This is a genomic window from Alteromonas sp. ABH2_165, assembly GCF_056159945.1.
Genome location: NZ_JBSWWF010000009.1, coordinates 147,810 through 173,724, shown reverse-complemented (window position 1 = coordinate 173,724; position 25,915 = coordinate 147,810). Strand labels below are relative to the sequence as shown.

Below are 25,915 nucleotides of genomic sequence, written 5' to 3'. Positions count from 1 at the left end.
CTGTCAAAGTTTTACATTTTAGTGGTGAAAAATTCTGTCAAATAACTCACAATACGATTTCTTTAGTTCATCAGCTTTCACTTTCCCGGAGCGACGCTAAATCTTCATGTTTTTTCAACGTATTATTCTTCGCTTTATTCCAGCTTGTGTATTGGTCTTTACCTCAGTTGCCTGTGTGAGTGTTATTGCCAGTACAACCGTATCCGTTAACGAAGCCAGTGTGGCAGTGGAAAATCAGTCTTCCCGCACGCAGCGTGCTGCAACGAGAACCGCCCTTGAACAAGTGGTTGTGAAAATTACAGGACAAAGGGATGCGCTAAAACAGGCATCGGTGAGGGCTATGCTATCCGAGCCGCAACGCTACTTGCGGGCCTATCGATTCGAAATGAATAACGGCGAACTGTTTTATGTGGGCGAATTTGATTCGCAAACCGTTATTCAGGAATTGCGTGAGGCAGGATTACCCATATGGGGCCAGCGTCGCCCAGATACCCTTATGTGGTTGGCTACCCAGGATGATAATTCAAATCGCGAGATTATCAGTGACGGTACTGCCAACGACATCACTGAAGCATTACGTAAAGTCGCCATGGAGCGCGGTGTGCCGGTGGTGTTCCCGTTAATGGACCTGGATGATAGCTTAAGTATTAGTGTTTACGACGTATGGGGGCGGTTTGCCGTTAGTCTCAAGGAAGCATCAACGCGCTATCAGCCAGATTACATTGTAGGGGCGCGTCTTTATAAAGTAGAAGAAAATGCCGTTCCCGATATCGAAGAGGCGAAAAAGACCCAGGAACAGGTCAGAAAGCTCAAATATGACAGCTACCGACCCGCATTTTCCAATAATGGTTTACAAGATTTAAATACGTATTTGGTCGACGATCTGGTACAGGCAGTAAAAGCGCCAGCATTTTCCCGCAGCGAATTTGAGGAAATGGGTAATCAGAGTCAGGATGGCGCTTACGCATTGGATTGGGTAGTTATCGACAATACTGATATCAATTTTGGCAGCGTTTACGCGGATGATCCGGCAGAACTGGCCGCGCTTTTTCTCGAAGATTACAGCGATTTTCTCGGCAAGCATTTTTCGGTAAACACCACTGAAGAGAACATTACCGAAGATCTGATGACCATTTCTGTTGCCAATGTGGACTCATTAGAAAAGTATGTGCATGCACGAGAGTACATGACACAAATGAGTATGGTGAAAGCCGTCTCTTTGATTGAACAAGAAGGGTCTGTTGCCACATTCTCATTAACTTTACTGTCTCGGCCAGAAGACTTTTACAAAGTCATCAAGCTCGACTCCAGACTAAAACCTGTTACAGATGCGGCAGGAAATAGACTGGAAGGGCAGAACTTCTACTGGAACGAATAAGTCCGCTATGCAGTTACCGCTTCCAGTCTCTCTGCCCGTAGATGAAACGTTCGGAAGTTATGTCGGCGGTGATAATCAGGATTTGGCAGATTTTCTTAGTGCCTTGAGTCAAAGCGGTAGTGAATGGCGCAGTAACCCGGCTTTCAGCTCACTTGATAAAAGTCCTCTCGCTGCGGTAGGTATAATTGGTGCGCCAGGTAAAGGAAAAAGCCACTTGCTTTATGCGGTTTGTCATCAGCTTGCTGCACGCAACACATCGCATATCTATCTTAACCTCCGTGATCACAAAGAGTGGACGCCAATTATCTTCGATGGCTTAGAGCGATTACCTTATGTGTGTCTCGATAATATCGATACCATTGCGGGTATTGCGGAATGGGAAGAGGCGTTATTTCACTTTATCAACCGGGTGGTCGATCATCACACATCGGTCTTATTGTGGGCTTCGTCCATGGGCCCGAATCATCCTGCCTTTCAACTACCTGATTTACGTTCGAGATTAAGCTGGGGTATAACGTATCAACTCCACGCACTGAGTGACGACAATCGTTTGGCCATTTTGAAACATCGTGCTGCACAACGAGGAATGGGCTTCTCAGATCAAGCGTTAATGTTCTTAATGAACCATTGTGAGCGTGATTTACCTACGTTGATGAATTTGCTGGCGAGGTTAGATACCCGCTCATTGCAGGAGCAGAAAAAGCTCTCGGTGGCGATGATAAAACGAGAGCTGGGAATAGATAATTAAGAGTGGTTTTCGAAACGGTCTTTTTCTTCCTGCATAACATCTTTTAATTTCTTTAAACCCATTCCTAATTCGCGGCCTCGCATTCGGGCAAAGGCACTGCACCCAATAAACATACCGGTGGCGAGTATGAGTTCAATAATCGCGTAGGCGAGCTCATCTGGTGCCGCGTAACCTGCGGTGAACCCATGAATGACATAGAATAGGACAATGAAGTTAGCCCAGGCATGGGTGTAAGGTTTGCCCGCAACTATACCGCGCAGCGGCAGCAATAAAGGCAGAATGTAAACTACGGCAATAAATGTTGTGCTGTATACCCGCTCATTAACCAATGAAAACTGCCACAGTGTTACCCAAGCCAGCAGCAATAAGTGGCAGGTTAACGCAAGGTAGCGAAATGTCCGGGTTTTCGATGACATGGGTGCCATGGCTAACTTCCTTTCAATTGATTCGCAAGTAGGGCTAGTCTTTTACCCTGGGCAAATGCCAGTTGTTTTTCATGTTCTGACAAGGCCTGTTGGTGATTCGTTGCTACATGCGAAACGCCGTAGGGAGAGCCACCGGTTTCTGTGTCATGGAGTGCGGCTTCAGAGTAGGGTAAACCACACAGCACCATGCCGTGATGCAGCAAAGGCAGCATCATGGTAAGTAGCGTGGTTTCCTGTCCCCCGTGCATGCTGCCGGTGGAGGTAAAAACACTGGCGGGCTTATTAATTAGCGTGCCTTTCAGCCATGCCTGACTGGTACTGTCGAGAAAGTGTTTTAACGGTGCAGCCATATTGCCAAATCGGGTAGGGCTGCCCAATGCTAACCCATCACAGTCGCTGAGATCCTGCTGACCAACATAAGGTGCACCAGATTCTGGTACTGCGGGTTGGGTCGACAAATAATCAGGCATTGGCGGAACGGTGCGTAGCATGGCCTCGGCCCCCGTGCTTTCTACTCCTTTTGCTATCTGGTTGGCGAGCAGTTTAGTGCTACCGGTCCGGGAATAATACAGCACCAGAATTTTTGTCATTAGATAATTTCCAGCACGGATTCAGGGGGACGGCCAATGCGGGCTTTATTGCCATTGATCACAACCGGCCGTTCTAACAACTTAGGCGTATCTGCCATCGCGGAAAATAGCTGGTCCGCTGTGATATCTTTTGCTTTGAGACCCTGTTCTTTGAATTCAGTTTCATTGGTGCGCATCATTTCAAGGGGAGAATTTACGCCTAGTTTTTCTGCCAACGCTTCAAGTTCAGTTTTGCTGAGTGGATTTTTGAGGTACTCAATGACCTCGGGCTCAACGCCATTCTCCTGTAATAAAGACAGTGTTTGACGGCTTTTAGAACAGCGCGGATTGTGGAGGATCTGAATGGTAGACATTGGCATCACTTTGTTTGTGTTATAGTTTCGTTATCAGGAATTCTAGCAAGGATAGGTTGGATATTCACATGACCGAAAACAAAAATAGCGTAAAAAAAACGGTTTTTTTATTTATGGTTGCCTTCCTTTGCCTGTTGGCGATGACGGCGGGTATTGCGGTCAGTCATTTTATGCAGGCTGATGCCACAACGCTAACGGGAAAGCCGATCCGTTGGCAAAGCGAAAATTGGAAAGTGGTGAATTTCTTTGCGCCCTGGTGTGCGCCTTGTTTACGCGAAATACCGGCACTCAATAGATTGCATCGTTCCCTTGAGAATGACGTACAGATTATTGGTGTGAGTTATGATGGGGGAAGTTTGCAAGTACTGCAGCAATTGGTGATTGATTTAAACGTTGAATTCGACGTGCTAAATACTAGCGACGACATTACGCTACCTATGGCTTTCCCTGGCTATTTACCTGCTACCTACCTCATATCGCCTTCGGGTGAGGTCGCCCAAACGCTTTACGGGGAGCAAACCGAGACGGCTCTGCGCGAGCGGCTGAATCACTTAAAGCAAGAAGTAGCCGGCGCGCACTAAGCAGATGAGCACTAAGCTACAAACGCTCTAGTCGTTCTTGTTGTTCTCGAAGCTGTTTGATACGAGCGCGTATCCGTTGCTTTGCAAGGTGTTTATCAGCAGTAAAATTGTAAGCAAACTGCAATTCATCAATGGCCGGCTTATAAGCGCCATTTAATACCATTAACTCAGCTTTACTTTGATGCATGCCTTGAAAATCTTTCTCATTTTTATAAGCTTCTGTAAGCAATTGATACGCAATTTCGTAGTCTGGGTGTACCAGCAGGAAGTCTTTTAAAATAATAATGGCGTCAGTATTATCACCGGCGGCAATCATTGCATTCGCTTGATTTAGAGCGAGTACCTGATTCCGCGGCGTGCGTGCAAGATGAGGTTTTAACCTTGCCACGGCCTCGTCGGCATTGTGTTGTGCCAGCGAAATATCCGTTGCCGCATCAAGATAAAACAGATTTTCCGGGTTACCTGCCAGTAGCGCATCGATAATTTCTTTCGCTTCAACCACCTTTTCATTCCGCAGATAAGCGAGTGCAAGGCCATATTCAGCGGCTTCTTTCATCACGTAGTCTTTCTTTCGCAATACGTCCTGGTAGTAATCCAAGCTGTAATTTTTATCGAACGTGTAGCGAGACATAACGCGCGCTTTGGCTAAATGAAATGAGAGGCTCTCGCGTATGTGCACTCGCGGAAAGTCTCTTGCTCGGGCTCGCGCATCGGCAACCCGGGTTTCGGTCAGTGGGTGAGACATTAATCGTGCAGGCGGTCTGGATACCATGCGGTATTGCGCTGTCAGGGTTTGGAAAAATGTCGCCGCTGCTTCCGGATCAAAACCTGCGCGGGCTAACATTCCGATACCAATACGGTCAGCTTCCTGCTCGTTAGAACGGGTATAGTCGATAGACATTTGCGCTGACGTAGCTTGCCCAGCGGAAATTGCTGCCATGCCTGCTTGCGGGTCGGCCATGGCTAACAACACACCACCAAGCATACTCGCGATGGCGATTGGCGCGGCCCGTTGTTGGGCTTGAATATGTCTGGCAAGGTGACGTTGGGTAACGTGTGAAATTTCGTGGGCCAAAACAGAGGCCAGTTCGCTTTCGTTTTTCGCATTGTGAATGAGGCCGGTATGTACACCGATGTGACCACCGTAAAATGCAAAAGCGTTGATGGCGTCGTTATTCACCCAAAAGAATTCAAATGGAAATTTCGTGTTCTCGGCTTCAACGACCAGACGATTCCCTAAATCCTGTAGATATTCGTCGAGTACAGGATCGCCTATAACAGGGGCGCCGCCACGCATTTGTCGCATAACGGCATCGCCAATCAGCATCTCTTTATCTAAAGAAAGAACGTCAGAGGCTACCACGCCAATTTCAGGCAGGGCATTACGATCATTGAATTTACTCTCCTGTGCAATAACTGAAAAACTCATTGCCAGAAGAAACAGACCTAACTTCATTCCGTTGCGCGCTAAATATCTCATCGAACCTTTTACTGTAGAGTACCACCAAAGCGTTAACACATAGAGTGGTGACCGGATAGATAAGTTTCAATTATCCATCGCAATATTTAACTATTGTGCCGTACAATACCGGTTAATGCTATAAATCGGTATGTATAATATAGCGATAAATCCCGTAGTTAGTGTGCGACATCAATGGTTTGCCCTTGCGGGCGACGGTTGATATCTCCTATGATGCGATTCCTTTTTGTTCCTGTTGAGCAGAATTTATGAGTTTATTCAGTGTATTCGGCCGCTGGTACCGCCGAAAATTCTCTGATCCTGATGCAGCAATGTTGCTCATCTTGATCCTATTATCTGCCACCGTTTTGGTTGTCTGGGGTGGCCTAATAATGCCTGTTTTAGTGGCGGCTGTGATTGCCTATCTGCTTGATTGGCCCGTTACACGGTTGGTAAACGTGGGTGTGGGCAGAACCTTGGCATGTAGTTTGGTAATGATCGCTTTTGTGGCGATTACCATTTTGTTATTGGTTGGATTAGTGCCGACTATCAGTAAGCAAAGCGTGAATTTGATTCAGGAAACGCCGCTCATTTGGCAAAACGCGCAGGAGTGGATATTGCGGTTACCCGATCGCTATCCTGATTACGTTCAGGTGTATCAAATTCAACAGATGATGGAAGGGTTTAACGATCACATGGTGGAGTTCGGTCAGACAGTCTTGTCTGCATCGGTAAGTTCGCTGGGCAATGTGGCCGCACTCTTGGTATACATGATACTGGTACCGTTAATGGTATTTTTCATGCTCAAAGACAAAATGTTCTTTCTTGACAGTATCTCCAATCTGCTCCCGGCGGAGCGGCGTCTCATCACCCAGGTGGGACATGAAATGAACACACAGATTGCTAACTACATACGCGGTAAGGTAATTGAAATTGTTATTGTCGGCGCGGTGTCTTGTGTCACCTTTGCGTTAATGGATTTACGCTATTCAATTCTGCTTGGGGTTTTAGTCGGCTTGTCTGTACTAATCCCATACATTGGTGCAGCCGTGGTAACCATCCCTGTGGCCGTCGTTGCTTTATTTCAGTGGGGGCTAACCCCGGACTTTTATTACCTGATGATCGCTTACGGTATTATTCAGGCACTGGACGGTAATTTGTTAGTGCCGTTATTGTTCTCTGAAGCGGTGAGCCTGCATCCTCTTTACATTATTGTAGCGGTGCTTTTCTTTGGTGGTCTGTGGGGGTTCTGGGGCGTGTTTTTCGCCATACCTCTGGCAACGCTAGTGAAAGCCGTCATTACTGCCTGGTCAGGCCCGGAAGTGATATTGCCAGAGCAATAAAAGCATAAAAAAATCCCCCGAACTCGGGGGATTTTTGTTATGTGACTACGGTTAAGTGAAGTTCAACCTCCGAGGTAATCCAACACGACCTGATGGTGATCTTTTGTCTTAAACTTATTGAAAACATGTTCAACCGTACCATGTTCATCAATGAGGAAGCTTAAACGGTGAATGCCATCATATTCCTTGCCCATAAACTTCTTCGGCCCCCATACGCCAAACGCATCTGCAACGGCGTGGTCTTCATCAGACAATAAGGTAAAGTTAAGGCCTTCTTTTTCAATAAATTTTGGCAAACGTTTAACCGCATCAGGGCTTATTCCTAATACCACCACGTTTTTATCATCCAGCGCGGATTTGCTATCACGCAGATTTTGCGCTTGGACGGTACAACCGGGTGTCATCGCTTTGGGGTAAAAATAAACTAAAACTTTTTTTCCGACAAAGTCAGTGAGATTTACCGGGTTATTGTCTTGATCGGGTAAACTAAATGCTGGCGCTTTATCGCCGGCCGCCAAGGTATTCATAACGCTCCTTAAATCTAGCGGATTAATCTTTCCTGGTAATACTGCCGGTGAGACCAATGGAAGAAAACAGTTCGTCAGCTTCTTGTCTCAAAAGGGCAATATCAAGAGTATCTGGTGTGTTGACAATAAACTTACAGCGCATCATTTCCTGACCGCTTTGTTTATTGGTGAATGTACGCTGTCTGAATGCGCTGATAGACACATTTCTTTCTGCAAAAAAGCGGGTAACAGACCGTAAAAGTCCGTGACTGTCTACACCACTGTATTCCACGTCATAAAGGTGGTCGAGATTCTGTTTTTCATGATGACTTGTACGCTTCATCATCGAGAGCAAATCAAGACGTTGGCAAACCGGCGGAATAGCCAGTTCGGCGCGGGTAATAGCTTGATGCGACCCTTCAATTATCATCGTCAGTGAAAATTCTTTGCCATAAATAGCTTGCCGACTATCGAGGATATTACAGTGAGCATCGGAAACCGTATCGGCTATTTCACTGAGAATACCGCTGCGATCTGTACCAAGAATAGTGACAATGAGTTGATGATTCATGTGGTGGCTTATTATTCTGTTAACCTTTTGAATGGTAACACATCCTAAAATTTCGATGCCAGTTTCTTATCCGCGGCGATTAAGAGTCATTGTCGAACGCTTGCCCAGAAAACCGTCAATAGTAAGGGTTTTACAATGCGGCTTTCATAAAATATTCAGTATTTAGGATAACGATGGCGATTTCCTGCTAAAAAGCCCGCCCGATAACTTGTTTTTACCCCTTTACCTCATTACCATGTGCGCTCACAAAATGTGGGAGATAATATGTTTAAAGGCAGTTACGTTGCGCTAATCACACCAATGACTCAGACTGGTGAGATAGATTATCCTGCGCTTGAGAAACTTGTAGAGTTTCATATCGAGCAGGGCACACATGGTATTGTTTCAGTGGGTACTACCGGTGAATCTGCGACGTTGCCATTTAAAGAACATATTGAAGTAGTCAAACAAACAGTTGCTGTTACCGCGGGTCGTATCCCGGTGATAGCAGGCAGTGGTGCAAACGCCACCGACGAAGCTATTTTCCTTAGTGAACAAATGGCGGGTCTGGGAATTGACGGCTTCCTCAGCGTTGTACCTTACTACAACAAACCACAGCAACGTGGCATGGTGGCGCACTTTAATGCGATTGCCGATGCGACTGACTTACCGGTACTGCTTTATAATGTACCTGGTCGTACCGTTGCCGATATGCTGCCTGAAACTGTTGCAGAACTGGCCTCTCACAAGAAAATTGTTGGTCTGAAAGATGCCACCGGCAATTTAGAGCGTCTTAAAGCTACTCAGGCGTTGGTACCCGATGACTTTGTGCTGTTAAGCGGCGACGATGGTACCAGTGCAGAATTTTTATGTCAGGGCGGCCACGGTGTTATTTCGGTGACAGCCAACGTGGTGCCTGGCGCCATTTCAAAAATGTGTGAAGCAGGTCTGGCAGGAAATGCAGAGGAATGTCGCGCAATTAATGCTAGTATTGCATCGCTCCATAACGGCATGTTTATCGAGCCAAATCCTGTCATGCCAAAGTGGGCTTTATACAAAATGGGGCTAATAAATAGCGCCGAATTACGATTACCGATGGTTTTACCGGAACTTGCGAGCCAAAAAGCACTCGAAGAACTACTAAAAAAACACGCATTGATTTCTGGTTAAGAAGGAATTCCGATGAAAAACACACTGGCTTTGCTAAGTGGCCTGTCTGTATTGGCCCTAGCTGGTTGTTCAAGCCAACAAGATTATCAAACGGCTTCAGGCAGTTATGACTATCTTGACGTATCCCAACGCGCTTCTGTAAAGGTGCCGGAAGGGCTCGATTCACCTGAATTTAGTCAGCAGTATGAGTTACCCAATGTCGGTGACGGTGCAGACAACAATTTGATTGGACGTAGTCTTTCAGTGCAATCACCCGCACTGGTTTTGCCCCTCGTTGCTGGTTCACGTGTTGAAGAAGGCAGCGATTCAGCCGTCGTGGTTTTTGATCAGGTCGACGACAGCAAGCCGTTAGAAGATGCTATCTGGGACACCGTACTTAGCTTTTTAGAAGAAAAGCAAATAGGTGTCGAAAGCTTCGATAAAGCAGCAGGAAAACTGGTGACCGACTGGACGGTAGAGCGTATCGTTTCTGATGACTCCTGGTACGATTTTTCTGATGCTAAAACATCGGAAGTTTCTCGCCGATTTGTTTTCCAACTCGACGTAAAAGCGCATGGTCGCTCTGCAGCGTTAAGCGCTAGCTTAGATGACTACAAAATGAAGTCTTCGTCTGGTGATGCCGAAACACTCGCGTCGATCAACGAAATGACAGAACGCCGTGAAGAGATTGGTATTCTTAATGAAGTGCTTGGTCACTACGAGTATCAGATTAAATTAGACGAAAGCAAACGTATTGCGCAAATCCGCAGCGGTTTAAACATTGAAATGGGCTTCGACGGCGATGGCGCGCCAGCTTACGTTGTTGATGCACAATACGATATTGCGTGGCCCAGAATGTTACTCGTTTTACGTAAGATGGGCTTCGACGTTAAAGATTTAGACAAATCAACTGGACTGCTGTTTGTTTCCTATAATGATGAAGACAGCGGTTGGTGGAGTGGATTATTTTCTGACGATAAAGATTTGCTTGAAGAGGGTGAGTATCGTTTGAAAGTTCAGGCCATTGGCGAAAACAAAACGAGCATTACTTTCATGAACGATGAGAGTGAACCGTTTGAACCTAATCAGGTTGCTGACTTATACGACCAATTTGCTCGTGTAATGACAGAAGATAACCTGGATATCTAAATTTCGAGATTGATGATGGAAAAGCGCGAAGAACTGTACCGCGGTAAAGCGAAAACGGTATACCTCACTGACGACAGTGAAAAACTGATCCTTGAGTTCAGAAATGACACATCGGCATTTGACGGTGAAAAGATTGAGCAACTCGACCGTAAGGGCGAGGTGAACAACAAATTTAATCACTTCATCATGACCAAGCTGGAAGAAGCGGGTATCTCTACCCAGGTAGAAGCACTGCTGTCTGACACCGACTCTTTGGTTAAGAAACTGGATATGATTCCGGTTGAATGTGTTGTACGAAACGTTGCAGCGGGTTCACTGGTTCGCCGTCTGGGTGTTGAAGAAGGGTTAATGCTGAATGATAAGCCAATTTTTGAGTTCTTCCTCAAAAATGATGCTTTGCATGACCCTATGGTCAACGATTACCATATCACAGCATTCGGTTGGGCCACTGAAGCGCAAATCGCTGAAATGAAGCGCTTAACATTCGCTGTGAACGATGTGCTTAAAGCATTGTTCGATGAAGGCGGTATGATTCTGGTCGACTACAAACTTGAATTTGGTCTCGACGCCGATGGCAACATTATTCTCGGCGACGAATTCAGCCCGGATGGTTGTCGCTTATGGGATAAAGAAACCCGTAAGAAAATGGACAAAGACCGTTTCCGTCAAGGGTTAGGTTCAGTTGTTGAAACCTATATCGAAGTTGCTGAGCGTTTAGGCCTGAAACTTTAATAAAAGCAATTTTGAAAAAAGCACCTTCGGGTGCTTTTTTATTTTTACAATTTTTTAGCAAACAGTGCCTTAGTAGCATTGTCATTATTATTTCTTCGTGGGATGGTGAGTAAAATATTAGGGAGATTTACATGCCAGTATCCACATACATGTTTGCCTGTCTTGCCATGATAGCGTTCGCCGCTAATTCTTTACTCTGTCGTATGGCGCTGGTCGAGACCGATATTGGTCCCGCTACATTCACATTTGTCAGGCTGCTCAGCGGTGCACTTATTCTCAGTCTACTTATCCACTTCAAAGGGCATAAGCCGGCAAGGCAGGGTAGCTGGGTAGGCGCTATTGCACTGTTTTGCTATGCAGCGGGTTTTTCATTCGCCTACCAACATGTAACGACGGGCACGGGAGCACTGCTGCTATTTGGTGCGGTACAAATTAGCATGATTGGAATTGGCTTCTTCCGCGGTGAACGGTTTTCAATGGCGCAATCAGCAGGCTTTCTCATCGCATTTTGCGGGCTGGTATATCTGGTATTGCCAGGTGTTACTGCGCCACCGCTCGTATCTGCATCACTTATGATCCTGGCGGGCGTGAGTTGGGGCGTGTATTCTATTTTGGGTAAGGGGGTTGCTGCGCCGCTTTTGATGACAGCAGGGAATTTCTTGCGTACGACACCTTTTGCAGTTGTCTTATTTTTAGTGATGGCTGAACCTTTTTCCATGTCAGATCCAGGCATCATTTATGGCGTTCTTTCGGGCGCCATTGCCTCGGGCTTGGGCTATGCGTTGTGGTACTTTGTATTGCCCGAGCTAGAAGCCACAAATGCAGCTACGTTGCAGCTCAGTGTACCGGTAATCGCCACATTCATGGGATGGCTGTTCCTTAGCGAAACCATCACAATGCGCATAGTTCTTGCCAGTTTGGCGATAATCGGTGGTATCGTGCTAGTCATTAAAAGCAAAAGAAGCGTAAATTGACATGCTTTGATTCATGCTTTCTGAGCAAGTGGGGTTATAAGTTGTACATTTGCACCTGGCCGGGACTACCTTCATAGCCATACGCGGCATAATTAGTATCGCTTATAAAGTAAACGAAATAAGGGTCGGAATAGCCAGAAAGCGTTCCCCCTGAACTACTTTTCAAGTACGCGCACACTTCAGCACTGGAATCAGCATAATAAACCGTATTCCAACCTGCTGTCATTGCTGAACCGAAATCATTCATTACGTTTACAGGCTGCGGATCAGCAAACACGTTTGACCATAATTCAGCACAACCCGCGCTGTCGTTTGTCGAGCCTTTAGGCCAGCCATTATCAGAGAACGTTACAGACTGGCCATTGATTATAATGGGCGATGTGCGTCTGATTATATATTTCGCATTCATTAAGGTTAGGCCAGATTTGAAACCCGCCATCATTGAATTCGTTACAGCATCATTGGCATCGTCAGATAAGTCAATGAAGCGAGGCGCTGCAGTAACGGCAAGAACACCAAGAATAATAATGACAATAATGAGTTCTATGAGGGTAAAGCCCTGGGCATAACGATTTGTTTTCAAAATGATATTTTCGTAATAATTCAGGAGCTTTAATCGTAGATTAATGTTTTTCTGTGAGCAATCTGAAAACCGGTGTGACAGTTATGCAGACACGTTTACAAGTATCCGCACACATAATTAAGTCGATTTATCAGTTAGATAAAGAAATCAGCTAAGCGCTAACCAGGCACCTACGCCAATCATTAGGCTGCCGGCAATTCTGTTCATCACACGTACGTTACCGCTTTGCAGCAGTAACGTTCGTAGCGAGCGGCCGCCTGACGCGTAAATTAATAAACAGCTAAATTCTAAAGTGAGGATTATGGCGACTAACGTTATGAGTTGCTCGGCTAACGGCTGCTCCGATTTAAGAAACGGAGGCAATAATGCGACAAAAAATGCCCACCCCTTGGGGTTGGCGATGGCCGTGATAAACCCTTGAGAGATTAACGCTGTACGACTTGCGGGCTGGGTTTCTTCTGATGTAAGGGCCATTTTTCCGCGGGACAGCCACATTTGAATACCGGTATAAGCCAAATAGGCGGCACCAATGAGTTTGAGAACAGAAAATACAGTAGGGTAATTTAATAATAATGCTGCTACACCGATAGCAGAAAGTGTGGCGACTAAACCAACCCCAATTAATTCGCCGAGCATCATCCACAGTGCACGCTTAACACCAATACTCATTCCCAATGTCATGGCCATTGTCATACACATACCCGGTGTAATAGACACAAAGAAGAATGTTGGGATAAAAACGGACAAGACGGCCCAGGTCATAAACAGATTTCCTTAATTAACGGGCGTAGACGATGCCAGAATTTGACCATTCAGGCAAAAATATTTCTGATTAATTTCTGCTATCAATGTGTAATATTGAAAATCCAATGTGGTTAAAACAGTATTAAGGATTGATAATAATAAAACTGCTTTCTAAGCAAAGCGAAATGGCGGAAAATACCAACTGGAATTGTTATCAGGTATTTGCGCCTGACTCTCATTTACAGGAAATCGCCATGCCTAAGGCAAGTGAAATAAAAAAGAATAATACGATTATTTTCGATGGAAAGACCTGCATTGTTCGTGACATCGAGCGTTCCGTACCACAGGGCCGCGCCGGCGGCAGTATCTATCGTATGCGCATGTACGACGTAGTGAGCGGTGCCAAGTACGATGAGACCTTTAAGGACTCAGACATGCTGGAAATGGCTGATTTAGTTCGACGCCCAGCCATGTTTTCGTATATCGATGGCGAAGAATATGTGTTTATGGATAAGGAAGATTACACGCCTTACCATCTGAATAAAGACAGCATCGCTGATGAAGCATTATTTATTAATGAAGAAACAGACGGTATTCAAGTATTGGTTGTCAGTGAAGTGCCAGTAGCGTTGGACTTACCAATGAGTGTGGAGTTGGAAGTGGTTGAAACCGATCCGTCAATTAAAGGTGCATCAGCTACATCGCGTACCAAGCCGGCCAAACTTTCTACGGGCTTAGTCGTGCAAGTCCCTGAGTACATCAGTACTGGTGAGTGGATTAAGATCAATACCGAAGAACGTAAGTTTCAGAGTCGGGCTGATAAGTAATCATTTTAACCATACGTATCTTAACGGCAGGATCCACGAACGGTTTCTGCTTAATTTTAACGAGTAAAAGGAAATTTCTGTGAAAATAGTAAAACAGTTATCAACGATTGCCTGTATTGGTTTGTTTACCTGTGTACTGGGTGCTTGTAGTGAAGAGAAGCAAGAGCAAACTGAAGATTCAATGAGCAAAATGAAAGGTGCAGCCAGTGATATGATGGATGACGCAAAAAATGCCGCGTCAGACTTAGCGGATAAAACTGAAGATTTTGCTGAAGATGCGGCGGATAAGGCAGAAGACTGGGCTGATGACGCAGGCAACGCCATTGAAGACAATTGCGAAAAAATGAAAGAGAAAATGGACTTAGAAGACAAGGATTGCTAATAATCTTTGCTGCCATTAATGAAAAAAGCCCGCATTTGTCATCCAATTGCGGGCTTTTTTTTTGACTATAGTGGTACGTCAATTTTCAAATTGGTCAGAGGCTTGCAGCAACAGGGAAGAATTTCATCGTCATCGATGAAGGCGAGGGGATCGACAGTATAACTGACTTCACCACTTATTAGCTTTGTGCGGCAGGCACCACAAAATCCATCACGACAATTAAAGTGACATTCCACGCCAGCATGTTCTAAACATTCAAGCAGAGTTTTATCGGAAATGGCATCAACACACCCCACATCGACAACGTCGATGCGAAGTGTGGTGTCGGGTTTTCCCATTCGCGATGGGAAGCTTACAGTTCGAAATCGGCGAAATCGTCTTCACCTACGGAAGAGTCGATTTGTCCTACCAGATAGGAACTGATTTCAGATTCCTGAGGTGCTACCTGAACGTTATCCGAATTGAGATAATTGTTCATCCAGGGTAGTGGATTACTTTTTATCTCATACGGCGCTTCAAAGCCAATGGCAGTCATTCGCTGATTCGCAATGTATTCCACGTACTGACACAAAATTTCCTTATTCATGCCAATCATGGAGCCGTTCTTGAACAGGTAATCGGCCCATTCCTTTTCCTGCTCTACAGCACTGATGAAGATTTGACGTGCTTCTTCATGACACTCTGCGGCAATTTCAGCCATTTCAGGATCATCTTTGCCTCGGGCCCACAGATTAAGTATATGCTGCGTGGAGGACAAATGCAGGTTCTCATCACGGGCAATTAGACGGATGATTTTCGCGTTACCTTCCATTAACTCTCGTTCAGCAAACGCAAAGGTACATGCAAATGATACATAGAAACGCACAGCTTCCAACGCGTTAACCGAGTTCATACATAAGTACATTTTCTTCTTCAGTACGCGCATATTCACTTCGTACACTTCACCGTCGACAGTATGAACGCCTTCGCCCTGGGTTTGCCAAAGCTGGGTGTGGAAGATGAGGTCGTCGTAATAACGGGAGATATCTGCGGCACGGCGTTTGATTTGCTCATTAACCACAATATCTTCAAATATTGAACTGGGATCAGAAAACAGGTTACGTAGAATGTGCGTGTAAGACCGGGAGTGAATAGTCTCAAAGAAAGACCAGGTTTCGATCCAGGTTTCCAGTTCCGGTAATGAAACGATGGGCAGAAATGCAATATTAGGACTGCGGCCCTGCACTGAGTCGAGCAGTGTTTGATATTTCAAATTTGAAATAAAGATATGTTGCTCTGGTTCAGTCAGCTTTTGAAAGTCCACGCGGTCACGAGTTACATCGACTTCTTCAGGACGCCAGAAGAAACTGATTTGCTTTTCAATCAATTTCTCAAAGATGCTGTGTTTTTGTTGATCGTAACGGGCCACATTAACAGGGTTACCGAAAAACATAGGTTCTACAAGAGGATTGACGCTTTGTTGATTAAACGTTGTATATTTCATAACTGCAATTTAGCTCGATTTATTACCGGTTAGAAAGCGAATGCCAGGGCGGGCGCCCTGGCTAATACCGTTAGATTTTACATGCACCGCCGGCACAGTCGTCATCTTCTTCGATAACGGCTGTCTGGGCCTGCTGGTTCTTAGGCTGAGCCTGGCTCTGCTTCACTTCCATAGAACTGGTGTCTGTGTTGCCATCTCGGGTATTGTGGTAGTACAAGGTTTTTACGCCCAGCTTGTAGGCTGTCAATAGATCTTTCAGCAACAGCTTCATCGGTACTTTACCGCTTTCGTATTTGCCCGGGTCATAGCTGGTATTGGCAGAGATTGTCTGGTCGATAAACTTCTGCATGATACCTACCAGTTGCAGGTAACCGTCGTTCGAAGGAATATCCCACAGCAGCTCATAAGCATCTTTCAGGTTTTCATATTCAGGTACAACCTGCTTAAGCACACCGTCTTTGCTTGACTTAATTGAGATGTGACCACGTGGTGGTTCAATACCGTTCGTCGCGTTAGAAATCTGAGAAGACGTCTCAGACGGCATCAGCGCAGACAGGGTAGAGTTACGCAGACCGTGCTCCATCATTTCTGCACGCAGGCCTTCCCAATCCATATGCAACGGTTCGTTACAAATGGCGTCGAGATCCTTCTTGTAGGTATCGATAGGCAGAATACCTTTTGCGTACGTGGTTTCGTTAAATTTCGGACACGCACCTTTCTCTTTTGCCAGATTCACAGAGGCTTTGAGCAGGTGATACTGCATGGCTTCGAATGTGCGGTGAATCAACGGATTTGCACTGAAGTCAGAGTACTTAACGCCATTTTTCGCCAGATAGTAAGCAAAATTAATTACGCCTATACCCAGCGTACGACGATTCATTGTTGCGTGATATGCCGCCGGAACAGGATAGTCCTGGTAATCCAGCAAACTGTCGAGGGCACGTACGGCAAGGTCAGACAGTTCTTCAAATTCATCTACCGATTTAATTGCACCTAAGTTAAACGCAGACAGCGTACACAGGGCAATTTCACCGTTTTCATCGTTCACGTGTTCCAGTGGCTTGGTCGGCAGGGCGATTTCAAGACACAGGTTACTTTGACGCACTGGAGCAACAGCCGGATCAAATGGGCTATGCGTATTACAATGGTCAACGTTTTGCAGGTAAATACGACCCGTAGAAGCACGTTCTTGCATGAACAGGCTAAACAGTTCCATGGCTTTAATTTGCTTCTTGCGGATGGAGTCGTCCTGTTCGTATTTAACGTACAGTTCTTCGAATTTGTTCTGATCAGCGAAGAAAGCATCATAAAGGCCCGGCACGTCAGACGGGCTGAACAAAGTAATGTAGCCATCTTTCATCATGCGCTGATACATCAGCTTGTTGAACTGAACACCATAGTCGAGGTGTCGTACACGGTTTTCTTCGACACCACGGTTATTTTTAAGTACCAGCAGAGATTCTACTTCCATGTGCCAGAGTGGGTAGAACAGGGTAGCTGCGCCACCACGAACACCACCCTGAGAGCAGCTTTTCACTGCCGTTTGGAAATACTTGTAGAATGGAATACAACCAGTATGGAATGCTTCACCACCGCGAATTGGGCTTCCCAATGCGCGGATACGACCCGCGTTCACACCAATACCGGCACGTTGGCTTACGTATTTTACAATAGCACTGGCTGTGGCATTGATAGAATCCAGGCTATCACCGGTTTCAATCAGTACGCATGAGCTGAACTGGCGGGTAGGCGTACGCACACCAGACATAATAGGTGTTGGCAGAGAAATCTTAAATGTTGATGTTGCATCGTAGAAACGACGGACATAATCAAGACGCGTCTCTTTCGGGTATTCAGCGAACAGGCATGCCGCAACCAGTACGTAAAGGAACTGGGCACTTTCGTAAATGTCACCGGTCACACGGTTCTGTACCAGGTATTTGCCTTCCAGTTGCTTAACCGCCGCATAGCTGAAGGTCATATCGCGCCAGTGGTCGATGAAATCGTCCATCGCTTCGAATTCGGCCTGGGTGTAGTCAGACAGCAGGTGCTCGTCGTACTTACCTTGCTCAACCATTTTCTTCACATGGTCGAAAAGTTTTGGCGGCTCAAACTGGCCGTATGCTTTTTTACGTAAGTGGAAAATAGCGAGTCGCGCAGCAAGATATTGGTAATCAGGTGCATCAGTAGAGATAAGATCTGCCGCTGATTTGATCAGGGTTTCGTGGATCTCGCCGGTTTTAATACCGTCGTAAAACTGGATCTGGGCTTTGAGTTCTACCTGGGAAACAGAAACATTGTTGAGTCCTTCTGCTGCCCACGTAATGACTTTGTGGATCTTATCTAACTCAATAGCTTCTTTTTCGCCATTGCGTTTAGTGACATACAAGTTATTGTTCATTTGTACTGGCCGTTAGTTTGTTAGCGCATGAATGACGGGATGAATACCCATTTTCACTGTAATTATTTGACGTAATTTGGCTCTGAAAGCCTGATCCAGCAGAGATCCCTACTGCCTGGCGGGATCCTGTGTTTTGTTGCTCACTTTTCGTTATAAAACACCCGTCGGACAAGACACAAGATAGTGAGGTTTACGCGTTAATGCAACCCAATATCTGGTGGTAAATCCAGCGATCAAACTATGCAATAAAAATGGTTAGTGAAGACTAACCAAGTACAGGCAATCAAATGGCAAATCAGCCAAATGCAACCGTTTTTTACTTTTTTGATCTGCAATTAAAAAATTTTAACTGCTACTATTATGACTGCTCACAAATACGACATGTAGCGCAGATTATGTTCATCAGCACTACATGTTGTGTTTTCTAGTCAGCTTTTTGCGTATGAACGATGTAGTTAACGTCGACGTTTTTATCTGAAAGATAAAATTGACGGCTTAAGGGATCCATATGCAAGCCTGTGGTGTTTCGTGGTAGCAGATCTACCTTATCGGTCATCGCCATTAATTCTGAAGGCTTAATAAAGCGGGCGTGCTGATGTGTGCCTTTCGGTACCAGATTTAAAATGTATTCTGCACCCACGATACCCATTAACCAAGATTTGACGTTACGGTTTAATGTGGACAGAAAAACATGGCCTCCTGGTTTAACCAGGCGCGCACACGCTGCAACAATAGAGACGGGGTCCGGTACGTGTTCAAGCATTTCCATACAAGTCACTACATCAAATTCACCTTGATGCTGGGCGGCGAACTCTTCTGCACTGATACATTGATAATCCACACACACACCAGATTCGAGACCGTGAAGTTTCGCCACTTCAAGAGACGCCTGAGCCAAATCAATACCAGAGACTTCGGCACCTAGTTTTGCCATGGATTCTGCAAGAATACCTCCACCGCAGCCCACATCGACCACCTTTTTACCAAACAGGCCGTCACAATGTTGCTGAACGAAGTCCAAACGTAAAGGGTTAATTAGATGCAGTGGTTTGAACTCACTCTCTGTGTCCCACCAGCGCGAGGCCAGTTCACTGAATTTGGCAATTTCTTGCTCGTCGACGTTGCTCATGAAAACGCTCTATACCGTTATTAAAGAATATAAAAGAAAGAAAACAATCAGCGTAATAGGTTACATCAACCGTTAGTGAAAAGGCATGTTTTGTCAGTGAAACATCGTTAACTGAACGAAAAGTAGACGCTCAGGCACTACTGTCCTGATTGCACTGATTAAGCGCTACATAAATCTGTCATCCAGTGATACACTCAATGATTACCTGAGGAGGTTATGAGCGGGTCAACCGGCTCCTCAAGATAAACCCATAATAAGAAAGCGCTGTTCTTAGCTGCATTTATTACCAGGTTTCAACACTTGGTGGTGCGTGATATTGGATACGCTTGAACTTGAATCAAGGGACATAGCAGTTTATGACTGATAACGCTAAAGAAATTCTGCCCATAAATATTGAGGAAGAGCTGAAGAACTCTTATCTCGATTATGCGATGAGCGTTATTGTTGGGCGTGCATTGCCTGACGTAAGAGACGGCCTCAAGCCGGTTCACCGTCGTGTACTCTTCGCGATGAACGAACTCAAAAACGACTTCAATAAACCATACAAAAAATCGGCCCGTGTGGTCGGTGATGTCATCGGTAAATATCACCCTCACGGTGACAGTGCGGTATACGACACCATTGTACGTATGGCACAGCCATTCTCGCTGCGTTACATGCTCGTCGACGGGCAAGGGAACTTCGGTTCGGTAGACGGCGACTCAGCCGCTGCAATGCGGTATACCGAAGTGCGCATGGCCAAGATCGCCCACGAATTGCTGGCGGATCTGGATAAAGAAACTGTTGATTTTGTACCTAACTATGATGGTACAGAACAAATTCCTGATGTACTGCCAACAAAGGTACCTAACCTGCTGGTTAACGGTTCTTCTGGTATTGCGGTTGGTATGGCGACTAACATTCCGCCACACAACCTGACTGAAGTTATCAACGGCTGTATTGCATTAATTGAAAATCCGTCGGTAACAATCGAAGATCTGATGCAATTCATCCCTGGACCAGATTTCCCAACCGCGGCAATGATCAGTGGCCGTAAGGGCATTGATGACGCTTACCGCACCGGTCGCGGCAAAATCTATCTGCGTGCTAAAGCGGAAATCGAAACGGACAGTAGTGGCAAAGAAACGATTATTGTCAACGAAATTCCGTATCAGGTTAACAAAGCCCGTCTGATTGAAAAAATTGCCGAGCTGGTTAAAGAAAAACGCATTGAAGGTATTTCAGCACTGCGCGACGAGTCTGATAAAGACGGTATGCGTATTGTTGTGGAAGTGAAACGCAACGAATCTGCAGAAGTACTCCTTAACCACCTTTATGCTAATACCCAATTGCAAACGGTATTCGGTATAAACATGGTGGCGCTGGATAACGGCCAGCCTAAAGTTTTCAACCTCAAGGAAATGCTTGAGGCGTTTATCCTTCACCGTCGTGAAGTGGTAACTCGCCGTACCGTTTACGAGCTGCGTAAAGCCCGTGACCGTGCGCACATTCTTGAAGGTCTTGCCATTGCGCTGACCAACATCGATCCGATCATTGAGCTTATTAAAGCCTCGCCGAGTCCGTCTGAAGCCAAGAAAGCCTTGGTTGCACAGGGTTGGAACCTTGGCGATGTTGCAGACATGCTGGAACGTGCGGGTGATGATGCAGCGCGTCCTGACTGGTTAACACCAGAATTCGGTATCCGCGACGGCAAATACTTCCTCACCGAGCAACAAGCCCAGGCCATTCTTGACCTGCGTCTGCACAAGCTGACAGGTCTGGAACACGAGAAAATTCTCGACGAATACAAAGAACTCCTGGCGGTCATTGCTGAGCTTCTGCATATTCTGCGAAGCCCTGAGCGCCTGATGGAAGTGATTCGCGAAGAACTTGAAAAAATCCGTGATGAATTCGGTGATGAACGTCGTACAGAAATCACCGCAGCCAGTCACGACATCGATATTGAAGATCTCATCGAACAGGAAGACGTGGTAGTGACGCTTTCCCGTGAAGGTTATGTGAAATATCAAAAACTCAGTGAATACGAAGCGCAGCGCCGTGGTGGAAAAGGTAAGTCAGCGACCAAGATGAAAGATGAAGATTTCATCGAGCGTCTACTGGTAGCCAATACCCATGACCACATTCTATGTTTCTCTACCCGCGGCCGCCTGTACTGGTTGAAGGTATATCAATTGCCGTTCGCCAGCCGTAATGCTCGCGGTAAACCTATCGTTAATATTCTTCCGCTGGAGAATGACGAGCGTATTACAGCCATTCTGCCGATTAAAGAATTCGAGGAAGGTAAATTCGTACTCATGGCTACCGCTAACGGTACCGTGAAAAAGACTGACCTTAGCCTGTATTCCCGTCCGCGATCCAGTGGTATTATTGCCGTTAACCTGAACGAAGGTGACGAATTGATTGGTGTCGCAATCACCCATGGTGATGACGACATCATGCTGTTCTCTGATGAAGGTAAAGTGGTTCGTTTTAACGAAAAACTTCGCGATTCAGAAACTGGCGAAATCAAGCGTGATCCTGAAACCGGTGAAGAACTCCAGGCACTACGTCCAATGGGCCGAACTGCAACGGGTGTTCGCGGTATCAAACTGCAAGAAGGCCAGCGCGTTGTATCACTGATTGTGCCACAGGGTGATGGCGCTATTCTGACAGCCACAGAAAACGGTTACGGTAAACGCACACCGCTTGAAGATTACCCAGCGAAGAGTCGTGCGACTCAGGGCGTGGTATCTATTAAGGTGTCCGAGCGTAACGGTAAAGTGGTTGGTGCAGTTCAGGTAGATGAGTCTGACGAAATCATGTTGATCAGCAACATGGGTACGCTTGTACGTACGCGTGTGAGTGAAGTCTCAACGGTAGGCCGTAACACCCAGGGTGTACGTCTTATTCGTACAGCTGATGAAGAAAAAGTCGTAGGGCTGCAACGCATTGAAGAAGTGATCGACGAAGACATCGATCTTGAAGACGGTGAAGAGAACACCGCAGACGCTGAAGCATCAGCAACCGATGATGCCGCTGTTTCTGACAGCGATAAGCCAACGACAGAAGAATAAGTCTACGCGCTTTGTAAAAAACGCGTTTTAACTCTTATTCAACAAGCGGCTTTTGCCGCTTGTTGTGTTTACAGGTGTTGAAAAAATCTATGAGTAACGTATTTAACTTCAGTGCAGGTCCAGCCATGCTGCCTGCAGAGGTCATGCAACAAGCACAGGCGGAATTCCTTAACTGGCGCGATTCAGGCTGTTCAGTAATGGAAGTGAGCCACCGCGGTAAAGACTTTATCGAGGTTGCCGCTACGGCAGAGCAAGATCTGCGCGATCTTCTCAATGTACCTGAAAATTATAAAGTGTTATTCGCACACGGCGGTGGCCGTGGACAGTTTGCCTCTGTACCGCTTAACATTTCGACTTCTTCAGACACGTCTTTACACATGGTTACTGGTTCATGGTCTAAAGGTGCCGTTGCCGAAGCTGCCAAATACAACAACGCCAAAGTCATTGGGGAAACCGTTGAAGTAGACGGCCTACAGGCTGTGGCGAAAGTGACGGAAGCTAACGTTGACCAATCAGCTGCCTATCTGCATTTTTGCCCTAACGAAACAGTAGATGGTGTTGCCTTTGACTGGTTACCAGAATCTGGAAACGTACCACTGGTTTCAGACATGTCTTCTTGCATTTTGTCAAAACCTCTCGATGTGTCTGCACACGGTATCATCTATGCTGGCGCACAAAAAAATATCGGTCCATCAGGTTTGTCAGTGTTAATTGTGCGTGACGATCTGATTGGTAAAGCCCGTAAGGAAACACCATCAATTTTCGATTATGAATTGATGGCGAAACATGACTCCATGTATAACACGCCGCCGACATTCTCCTGGTATTTGGCTGGTCTTGTATTCAAATGGCTGAAAAGCAATGGTGGTTTAACTGCCATGCAGCAGCGCAACGAAGAAAAAGCGGCGCTGTTATATGGAGCCATCGATGGTAGTGACTTCTACAGCAACCCAGTACATCCTGATAACCGCTCTATCATGAACGTGCCATTTCACTTAGCTGATGACTCGCTGAACCAGAAGTTCCTTGAACAATCTGATGCTGCTGGCCTGAAAGCACTGAAAGGCCACCGTTCTGTAGGTGGTATGCGTGCCAGTATTTATAACGCCATGTCAGTGGAAGGTGTTGCTGCGCTGGTTGAATTTATGAAACAGTTTGAAAAGGAAAACGGGTAAGTTATGGAGCAGTTAACCTTACAACCGATTTCCCGTATTGACGGTGAAGTTAACGTCCCTGGTTCTAAAAGCCTGTCTAATCGCGCTTTGTTACTTGCTGCTTTGGCTGATGGTGAAACGACACTCACCAATTTGCTAGACAGCGACGATATTCGTCATATGCTCGTGGCACTGGAAAAGCTAGGTGTGCGTTATGAACTGAGCGACAGTAAAACCGAATGCAAAGTGCAGGGTATCGGCGGTAAATTTAAAGTGACCGGCGAAACAGAGTTATTTTTAGGTAACGCAGGTACCGCGATGCGTCCGCTTTGTGCGGTACTGGCAGCCAGTGATGTGTTGGTTACCCTTACTGGTGAGCCGCGCATGGAAGAACGCCCGATTGGCGATCTTGTCGATGCATTACTTGAAGCCGGTGCAGATGTTACCTATCTGAAAAACAAGGGGTACCCACCTCTGCGTATTGCCGGCGGTAGTTTATCGGCAGATGAAGTGTCGGTGGACGGGAGTGTTTCCAGTCAGTTTCTTACCGCGATTCTGATGGCTGCGCCGCTCTTTGCATCTGATACGTTAATCAAAATTAAAGGTGAACTTGTTTCTAAGCCGTATATCGATATTACCTTAGATACCATGGCGAAATTTGGTATCGACGTGGTTAACAACGATTACGCGAGTTTTGAAGTGAAGGGCAATCAAACTTATAAAGCGCCAGGACGTTTTATGGTTGAGGGCGATGCGTCGTCAGCGTCTTACTTCCTTGCTGCAGGCGCGATTAAGGGCGGGACGGTAAAAGTCACGGGTATTGGTAGCAAAAGTATACAGGGTGACATTCGTTTTGCTGATGTGCTTGAGGCTATGGGCGCTAAGGTGGAGTGGGATGATGAATCTATCACTGTGACTGGTGCACCGCTGAAAGGTGTCGACCTCGATATGAACCATATCCCAGATGCAGCGATGACCATTGCTACTACCGCGCTTTTCGCAGAAGGGCCGACGTCCATTCGTAACATCTATAACTGGCGGGTAAAAGAAACGGATCGTCTGAATGCGATGGCAACAGAACTTGAAAAGTTAGGTGCAAAGGTAGAAGAGGGCCATAATTACATAACGGTATGGCCAACAACGACGCTGAAGCACGCAGCCATTGATACTTACAACGATCACCGCGTTGCCATGTGTTTCTCACTCGTTGCGCTGAGTGATACGCCTGTGACAATCAACGATCCTGGCTGCACAGCAAAAACGTTCCCTGACTACTTCGACAGATTCGCAACAATCTGTCACTAAGTGTTCCACATCTTCTGTCATTCTAACTAAACGCCCTGAAACGCAATGCCATCTTCCTGGAAGGCGGCATTGCTAATCTACTCAGGGCGGGTATAATTGCGCGCGATTTTATAACCTTTTTATAACTTATAACTGGAGCAGCTATGCAACTGATCCCCGTCGTCACGGTTGACGGACCGAGTGGAGCTGGTAAAGGAACCCTGAGCAGTTTGCTTGCAAAAGAACTTCAATGGCACTTTCTCGACAGTGGTGCTATATATCGCGTGCTGGCTGTAGCCGCACTTCATCATGACATCCCGGTAGACGATGAGCCTTCTATTGTGCCGTTGGCAACAGGTCTTGATGTGAGTTTCGAGACCGACGGCGAAAGCAGTCGCATCATCCTTGAGGGCGAGGATGTCACAGACGATATCCGTACCGAGCAGGTTGGGGCGGTTGCCTCACAGGTAGCAGCATTACCTCGTGTACGCGAGGCATTGCTTCGACGTCAACGAGCGTTTCAGCAAGAACCTGGATTGGTCGCAGATGGTCGCGATATGGGTACTGTTGTATTTCCTGATGCACAGGTAAAACTTTTTCTGACTGCCAGCGCCGAAGCCCGCGCGGAGCGTAGATATAGTCAGTTGAAAGATAAGGGCATGGATGTTAACATTGCGCGCCTTTTAACCGATATCAAAGCTCGGGACGAACGAGACACCCAACGCGCAGTAGCGCCATTGGTACCGGCAGAAGATGCTGTAGTAATAGATTCCACGCATCTGGATATTACCCAGGTGTTTGAAAAAGCGATGGAAATTGTAAGAACAAAGGTACGTTGATTAACAGCGTTACCTTTATTTGTATTTCCGTTTTTTGTGATATGTCGACACAGGATGTGACGACTTTTGTTAGTAACCCCACGTTAGCCGGACTGTAAT

26 protein-coding genes are annotated in these 25,915 nt (G+C 46.2%); 14 read left to right on the top strand and 12 right to left on the bottom strand.

Annotated elements, in window-relative coordinates:
- Positions 1-106: 106 nt before the first annotated feature.
- Complete coding sequence (locus ACXAFQ_RS17570; RefSeq protein WP_474824705.1) at positions 107-1,378, top strand: DUF2066 domain-containing protein; 1,272 nt, start codon at positions 107-109, stop codon at positions 1,376-1,378.
- A gap of 7 nt (positions 1,379-1,385) precedes the next feature.
- Positions 1,386-2,126: a DnaA regulatory inactivator Hda gene (gene hda / locus ACXAFQ_RS17565; protein ID WP_474824704.1), complete on the top strand. Its 741-nt coding sequence runs from the start codon at positions 1,386-1,388 to the stop codon at positions 2,124-2,126.
- Here hda and ACXAFQ_RS17560 read toward each other — a convergent pair.
- From ACXAFQ_RS17560 to arsC, 3 genes are read right to left on the bottom strand one after another with little or no spacing between them, the layout of a single operon-like run.
- A complete protein-coding gene (locus ACXAFQ_RS17560) occupies positions 2,123-2,542 on the bottom strand; it encodes a DUF2069 domain-containing protein (RefSeq protein WP_474824803.1) in 420 nt (139 codons plus the stop codon). The two genes, hda and ACXAFQ_RS17560, sit on opposite strands and share 4 nt — an antisense overlap.
- Positions 2,543-2,553: 11 nt before the next feature.
- Positions 2,554-3,141 carry an NAD(P)H:quinone oxidoreductase gene (gene wrbA, locus ACXAFQ_RS17555; RefSeq protein WP_474824703.1) on the bottom strand — a complete coding sequence of 196 codons (588 nt, stop codon included), beginning with the start codon at positions 3,139-3,141 and terminating at the stop codon, positions 2,554-2,556.
- Complete coding sequence (gene arsC / locus ACXAFQ_RS17550) at positions 3,141-3,494, bottom strand: arsenate reductase (glutaredoxin) (RefSeq protein WP_474824702.1); 354 nt, start codon at positions 3,492-3,494, stop codon at positions 3,141-3,143. The genes wrbA and arsC overlap by 1 nt, the downstream gene beginning before the upstream one ends.
- 68 nt (positions 3,495-3,562) lie before the next feature.
- Between arsC and ACXAFQ_RS17545 the strand changes: the two genes are divergently transcribed.
- Positions 3,563-4,075, top strand: coding sequence for a TlpA family protein disulfide reductase (locus tag ACXAFQ_RS17545; RefSeq protein ID WP_474824701.1), 513 nt, complete (start codon positions 3,563-3,565; stop codon positions 4,073-4,075).
- A gap of 16 nt (positions 4,076-4,091) precedes the next feature.
- On the opposite strand, the gene bepA is transcribed toward ACXAFQ_RS17545, so the two are convergent.
- The gene (gene bepA, locus ACXAFQ_RS17540) at positions 4,092-5,555 is read right to left on the bottom strand and encodes a beta-barrel assembly-enhancing protease (RefSeq protein ID WP_474824700.1); all 1,464 of its coding nucleotides are present in this window, start codon (positions 5,553-5,555) and stop codon (positions 4,092-4,094) included.
- Positions 5,556-5,803: 248 nt separating this feature from the next.
- Here bepA and ACXAFQ_RS17535 point away from each other — a divergent pair, with 248 nt between their 5' ends.
- Positions 5,804-6,877, top strand: coding sequence for an AI-2E family transporter (locus ACXAFQ_RS17535; protein WP_474824699.1), 1,074 nt, complete (start codon positions 5,804-5,806; stop codon positions 6,875-6,877).
- A 62-nt stretch (positions 6,878-6,939) separates the two neighbouring features.
- Here ACXAFQ_RS17535 and bcp read toward each other — a convergent pair whose 3' ends face one another.
- Together bcp and ACXAFQ_RS17525 are read right to left on the bottom strand one after the other, a co-directional pair.
- Positions 6,940-7,404 carry a thioredoxin-dependent thiol peroxidase gene (gene bcp, locus ACXAFQ_RS17530; RefSeq protein ID WP_474824698.1) on the bottom strand — a complete coding sequence of 155 codons (465 nt, stop codon included), beginning with the start codon at positions 7,402-7,404 and terminating at the stop codon, positions 6,940-6,942.
- Between the two features lie 22 nt (positions 7,405-7,426).
- Positions 7,427-7,954: a glycine cleavage system transcriptional repressor gene (locus tag ACXAFQ_RS17525; protein ID WP_474824697.1), complete on the bottom strand. Its 528-nt coding sequence runs from the start codon at positions 7,952-7,954 to the stop codon at positions 7,427-7,429.
- A gap of 264 nt (positions 7,955-8,218) precedes the next feature.
- On the opposite strand from ACXAFQ_RS17525, the gene dapA reads away from it, so the two are divergent.
- The 4 genes from dapA (at position 8,219) to ACXAFQ_RS17505 (ending at position 11,937) form a co-directional block, all read left to right on the top strand.
- Complete coding sequence (dapA, locus tag ACXAFQ_RS17520) at positions 8,219-9,103, top strand: 4-hydroxy-tetrahydrodipicolinate synthase (RefSeq protein WP_474824696.1); 885 nt, start codon at positions 8,219-8,221, stop codon at positions 9,101-9,103.
- A gap of 12 nt (positions 9,104-9,115) precedes the next feature.
- On the top strand, positions 9,116-10,231 hold the full coding sequence (bamC, locus tag ACXAFQ_RS17515) for an outer membrane protein assembly factor BamC (protein WP_474824695.1): 1,116 nt from the start codon (positions 9,116-9,118) through the stop codon (positions 10,229-10,231).
- A 15-nt stretch (positions 10,232-10,246) separates the two neighbouring features.
- Positions 10,247-10,963: a phosphoribosylaminoimidazolesuccinocarboxamide synthase gene (gene purC, locus ACXAFQ_RS17510; protein WP_474824802.1), complete on the top strand. Its 717-nt coding sequence runs from the start codon at positions 10,247-10,249 to the stop codon at positions 10,961-10,963.
- A 131-nt stretch (positions 10,964-11,094) separates the two neighbouring features.
- Complete coding sequence (locus ACXAFQ_RS17505) at positions 11,095-11,937, top strand: DMT family transporter (RefSeq protein WP_474824694.1); 843 nt, start codon at positions 11,095-11,097, stop codon at positions 11,935-11,937.
- 34 nt (positions 11,938-11,971) lie between these two features.
- Here ACXAFQ_RS17505 and ACXAFQ_RS17500 read toward each other — a convergent pair whose 3' ends face one another.
- Together ACXAFQ_RS17500 and ACXAFQ_RS17495 are read right to left on the bottom strand one after the other, a co-directional pair.
- On the bottom strand, positions 11,972-12,520 hold the full coding sequence (locus ACXAFQ_RS17500; RefSeq protein ID WP_474824693.1) for a prepilin-type N-terminal cleavage/methylation domain-containing protein: 549 nt from the start codon (positions 12,518-12,520) through the stop codon (positions 11,972-11,974).
- 147 nt (positions 12,521-12,667) lie between these two features.
- On the bottom strand, positions 12,668-13,282 hold the full coding sequence (locus ACXAFQ_RS17495) for a LysE family translocator (RefSeq protein ID WP_474824692.1): 615 nt from the start codon (positions 13,280-13,282) through the stop codon (positions 12,668-12,670).
- 236 nt (positions 13,283-13,518) lie between these two features.
- On the opposite strand from ACXAFQ_RS17495, the gene efpL reads away from it, so the two are divergent.
- The gene (efpL, locus tag ACXAFQ_RS17490) at positions 13,519-14,091 is read left to right on the top strand and encodes an elongation factor P-like protein EfpL (protein ID WP_070127705.1); all 573 of its coding nucleotides are present in this window, start codon (positions 13,519-13,521) and stop codon (positions 14,089-14,091) included.
- 79 nt (positions 14,092-14,170) lie between these two features.
- Entirely contained in the window at positions 14,171-14,473 is a 303-nt protein-coding gene (locus ACXAFQ_RS17485) for a hypothetical protein (RefSeq protein ID WP_474824691.1), read from the top strand.
- A gap of 65 nt (positions 14,474-14,538) precedes the next feature.
- On the opposite strand, the gene yfaE is transcribed toward ACXAFQ_RS17485, so the two are convergent.
- The 4 genes from yfaE to ubiG all read right to left on the bottom strand — a co-directional run bounded on the left by yfaE (position 14,539) and on the right by ubiG (position 19,486).
- Complete coding sequence (gene yfaE, locus ACXAFQ_RS17480) at positions 14,539-14,811, bottom strand: class I ribonucleotide reductase maintenance protein YfaE (protein WP_083273229.1); 273 nt, start codon at positions 14,809-14,811, stop codon at positions 14,539-14,541.
- Positions 14,812-14,825: 14 nt separating this feature from the next.
- Entirely contained in the window at positions 14,826-15,956 is a 1,131-nt protein-coding gene (gene nrdB, locus ACXAFQ_RS17475) for a class Ia ribonucleoside-diphosphate reductase subunit beta (protein ID WP_474824690.1), read from the bottom strand.
- 70 nt (positions 15,957-16,026) lie between these two features.
- Entirely contained in the window at positions 16,027-18,357 is a 2,331-nt protein-coding gene (gene nrdA, locus ACXAFQ_RS17470; RefSeq protein ID WP_474824689.1) for a class 1a ribonucleoside-diphosphate reductase subunit alpha, read from the bottom strand.
- 424 nt (positions 18,358-18,781) lie between these two features.
- On the bottom strand, positions 18,782-19,486 hold the full coding sequence (gene ubiG, locus ACXAFQ_RS17465) for a bifunctional 2-polyprenyl-6-hydroxyphenol methylase/3-demethylubiquinol 3-O-methyltransferase UbiG (RefSeq protein WP_474824688.1): 705 nt from the start codon (positions 19,484-19,486) through the stop codon (positions 18,782-18,784).
- 356 nt (positions 19,487-19,842) lie between these two features.
- Here ubiG and gyrA point away from each other — a divergent pair, with 356 nt between their 5' ends.
- The 4 genes from gyrA (at position 19,843) to cmk (ending at position 25,816) form a co-directional block, all read left to right on the top strand.
- A complete protein-coding gene (gene gyrA, locus ACXAFQ_RS17460) occupies positions 19,843-22,539 on the top strand; it encodes a DNA topoisomerase (ATP-hydrolyzing) subunit A (protein ID WP_474824687.1) in 2,697 nt (898 codons plus the stop codon).
- 89 nt (positions 22,540-22,628) lie between these two features.
- The gene (serC, locus tag ACXAFQ_RS17455; protein ID WP_474824686.1) at positions 22,629-23,714 is read left to right on the top strand and encodes a 3-phosphoserine/phosphohydroxythreonine transaminase; all 1,086 of its coding nucleotides are present in this window, start codon (positions 22,629-22,631) and stop codon (positions 23,712-23,714) included.
- 3 nt (positions 23,715-23,717) lie between these two features.
- On the top strand, positions 23,718-24,998 hold the full coding sequence (gene aroA / locus ACXAFQ_RS17450) for a 3-phosphoshikimate 1-carboxyvinyltransferase (protein ID WP_474824685.1): 1,281 nt from the start codon (positions 23,718-23,720) through the stop codon (positions 24,996-24,998).
- Positions 24,999-25,141: 143 nt separating this feature from the next.
- Positions 25,142-25,816, top strand: coding sequence for a (d)CMP kinase (gene cmk / locus ACXAFQ_RS17445; protein WP_070127697.1), 675 nt, complete (start codon positions 25,142-25,144; stop codon positions 25,814-25,816).
- Positions 25,817-25,915 lie beyond the last annotated feature (99 nt).

Bases quoted from the DNA above. Each gene is read 5' to 3' on its own strand.
- purC (WP_474824802.1), top strand. From the start codon at position 10,247: ATGGAAAAGCGCGAAGAACTGTACCGCGGTAAAGCGAAAACGGTATAC.
- ACXAFQ_RS17535 (WP_474824699.1), top strand. From the start codon at position 5,804: ATGAGTTTATTCAGTGTATTCGGCCGCTGGTACCGCCGAAAATTCTCT.
- nrdB (WP_474824690.1), bottom strand. From the start codon at position 15,956: ATGAAATATACAACGTTTAATCAACAAAGCGTCAATCCTCTTGTAGAA.
- gyrA (WP_474824687.1), top strand. From the start codon at position 19,843: ATGACTGATAACGCTAAAGAAATTCTGCCCATAAATATTGAGGAAGAG.
- bepA (WP_474824700.1), bottom strand. From the start codon at position 5,555: ATGAGATATTTAGCGCGCAACGGAATGAAGTTAGGTCTGTTTCTTCTG.
- ACXAFQ_RS17570 (WP_474824705.1), top strand. From the start codon at position 107: ATGTTTTTTCAACGTATTATTCTTCGCTTTATTCCAGCTTGTGTATTG.
- nrdA (WP_474824689.1), bottom strand. From the start codon at position 18,357: ATGAACAATAACTTGTATGTCACTAAACGCAATGGCGAAAAAGAAGCT.
- cmk (WP_070127697.1), top strand. From the start codon at position 25,142: ATGCAACTGATCCCCGTCGTCACGGTTGACGGACCGAGTGGAGCTGGT.
- aroA (WP_474824685.1), top strand. From the start codon at position 23,718: ATGGAGCAGTTAACCTTACAACCGATTTCCCGTATTGACGGTGAAGTT.
- efpL (WP_070127705.1), top strand. From the start codon at position 13,519: ATGCCTAAGGCAAGTGAAATAAAAAAGAATAATACGATTATTTTCGAT.
- ACXAFQ_RS17545 (WP_474824701.1), top strand. From the start codon at position 3,563: ATGACCGAAAACAAAAATAGCGTAAAAAAAACGGTTTTTTTATTTATG.
- ACXAFQ_RS17495 (WP_474824692.1), bottom strand. From the start codon at position 13,282: ATGACCTGGGCCGTCTTGTCCGTTTTTATCCCAACATTCTTCTTTGTG.
- dapA (WP_474824696.1), top strand. From the start codon at position 8,219: ATGTTTAAAGGCAGTTACGTTGCGCTAATCACACCAATGACTCAGACT.
- ubiG (WP_474824688.1), bottom strand. From the start codon at position 19,486: ATGAGCAACGTCGACGAGCAAGAAATTGCCAAATTCAGTGAACTGGCC.
- arsC (WP_474824702.1), bottom strand. From the start codon at position 3,494: ATGTCTACCATTCAGATCCTCCACAATCCGCGCTGTTCTAAAAGCCGT.
- serC (WP_474824686.1), top strand. From the start codon at position 22,629: ATGAGTAACGTATTTAACTTCAGTGCAGGTCCAGCCATGCTGCCTGCA.
- yfaE (WP_083273229.1), bottom strand. From the start codon at position 14,811: ATGGGAAAACCCGACACCACACTTCGCATCGACGTTGTCGATGTGGGG.
- ACXAFQ_RS17560 (WP_474824803.1), bottom strand. From the start codon at position 2,542: ATGTCATCGAAAACCCGGACATTTCGCTACCTTGCGTTAACCTGCCAC.
- ACXAFQ_RS17505 (WP_474824694.1), top strand. From the start codon at position 11,095: ATGCCAGTATCCACATACATGTTTGCCTGTCTTGCCATGATAGCGTTC.
- wrbA (WP_474824703.1), bottom strand. From the start codon at position 3,141: ATGACAAAAATTCTGGTGCTGTATTATTCCCGGACCGGTAGCACTAAA.
- ACXAFQ_RS17525 (WP_474824697.1), bottom strand. From the start codon at position 7,954: ATGAATCATCAACTCATTGTCACTATTCTTGGTACAGATCGCAGCGGT.
- bcp (WP_474824698.1), bottom strand. From the start codon at position 7,404: ATGAATACCTTGGCGGCCGGCGATAAAGCGCCAGCATTTAGTTTACCC.
- bamC (WP_474824695.1), top strand. From the start codon at position 9,116: ATGAAAAACACACTGGCTTTGCTAAGTGGCCTGTCTGTATTGGCCCTA.
- hda (WP_474824704.1), top strand. From the start codon at position 1,386: ATGCAGTTACCGCTTCCAGTCTCTCTGCCCGTAGATGAAACGTTCGGA.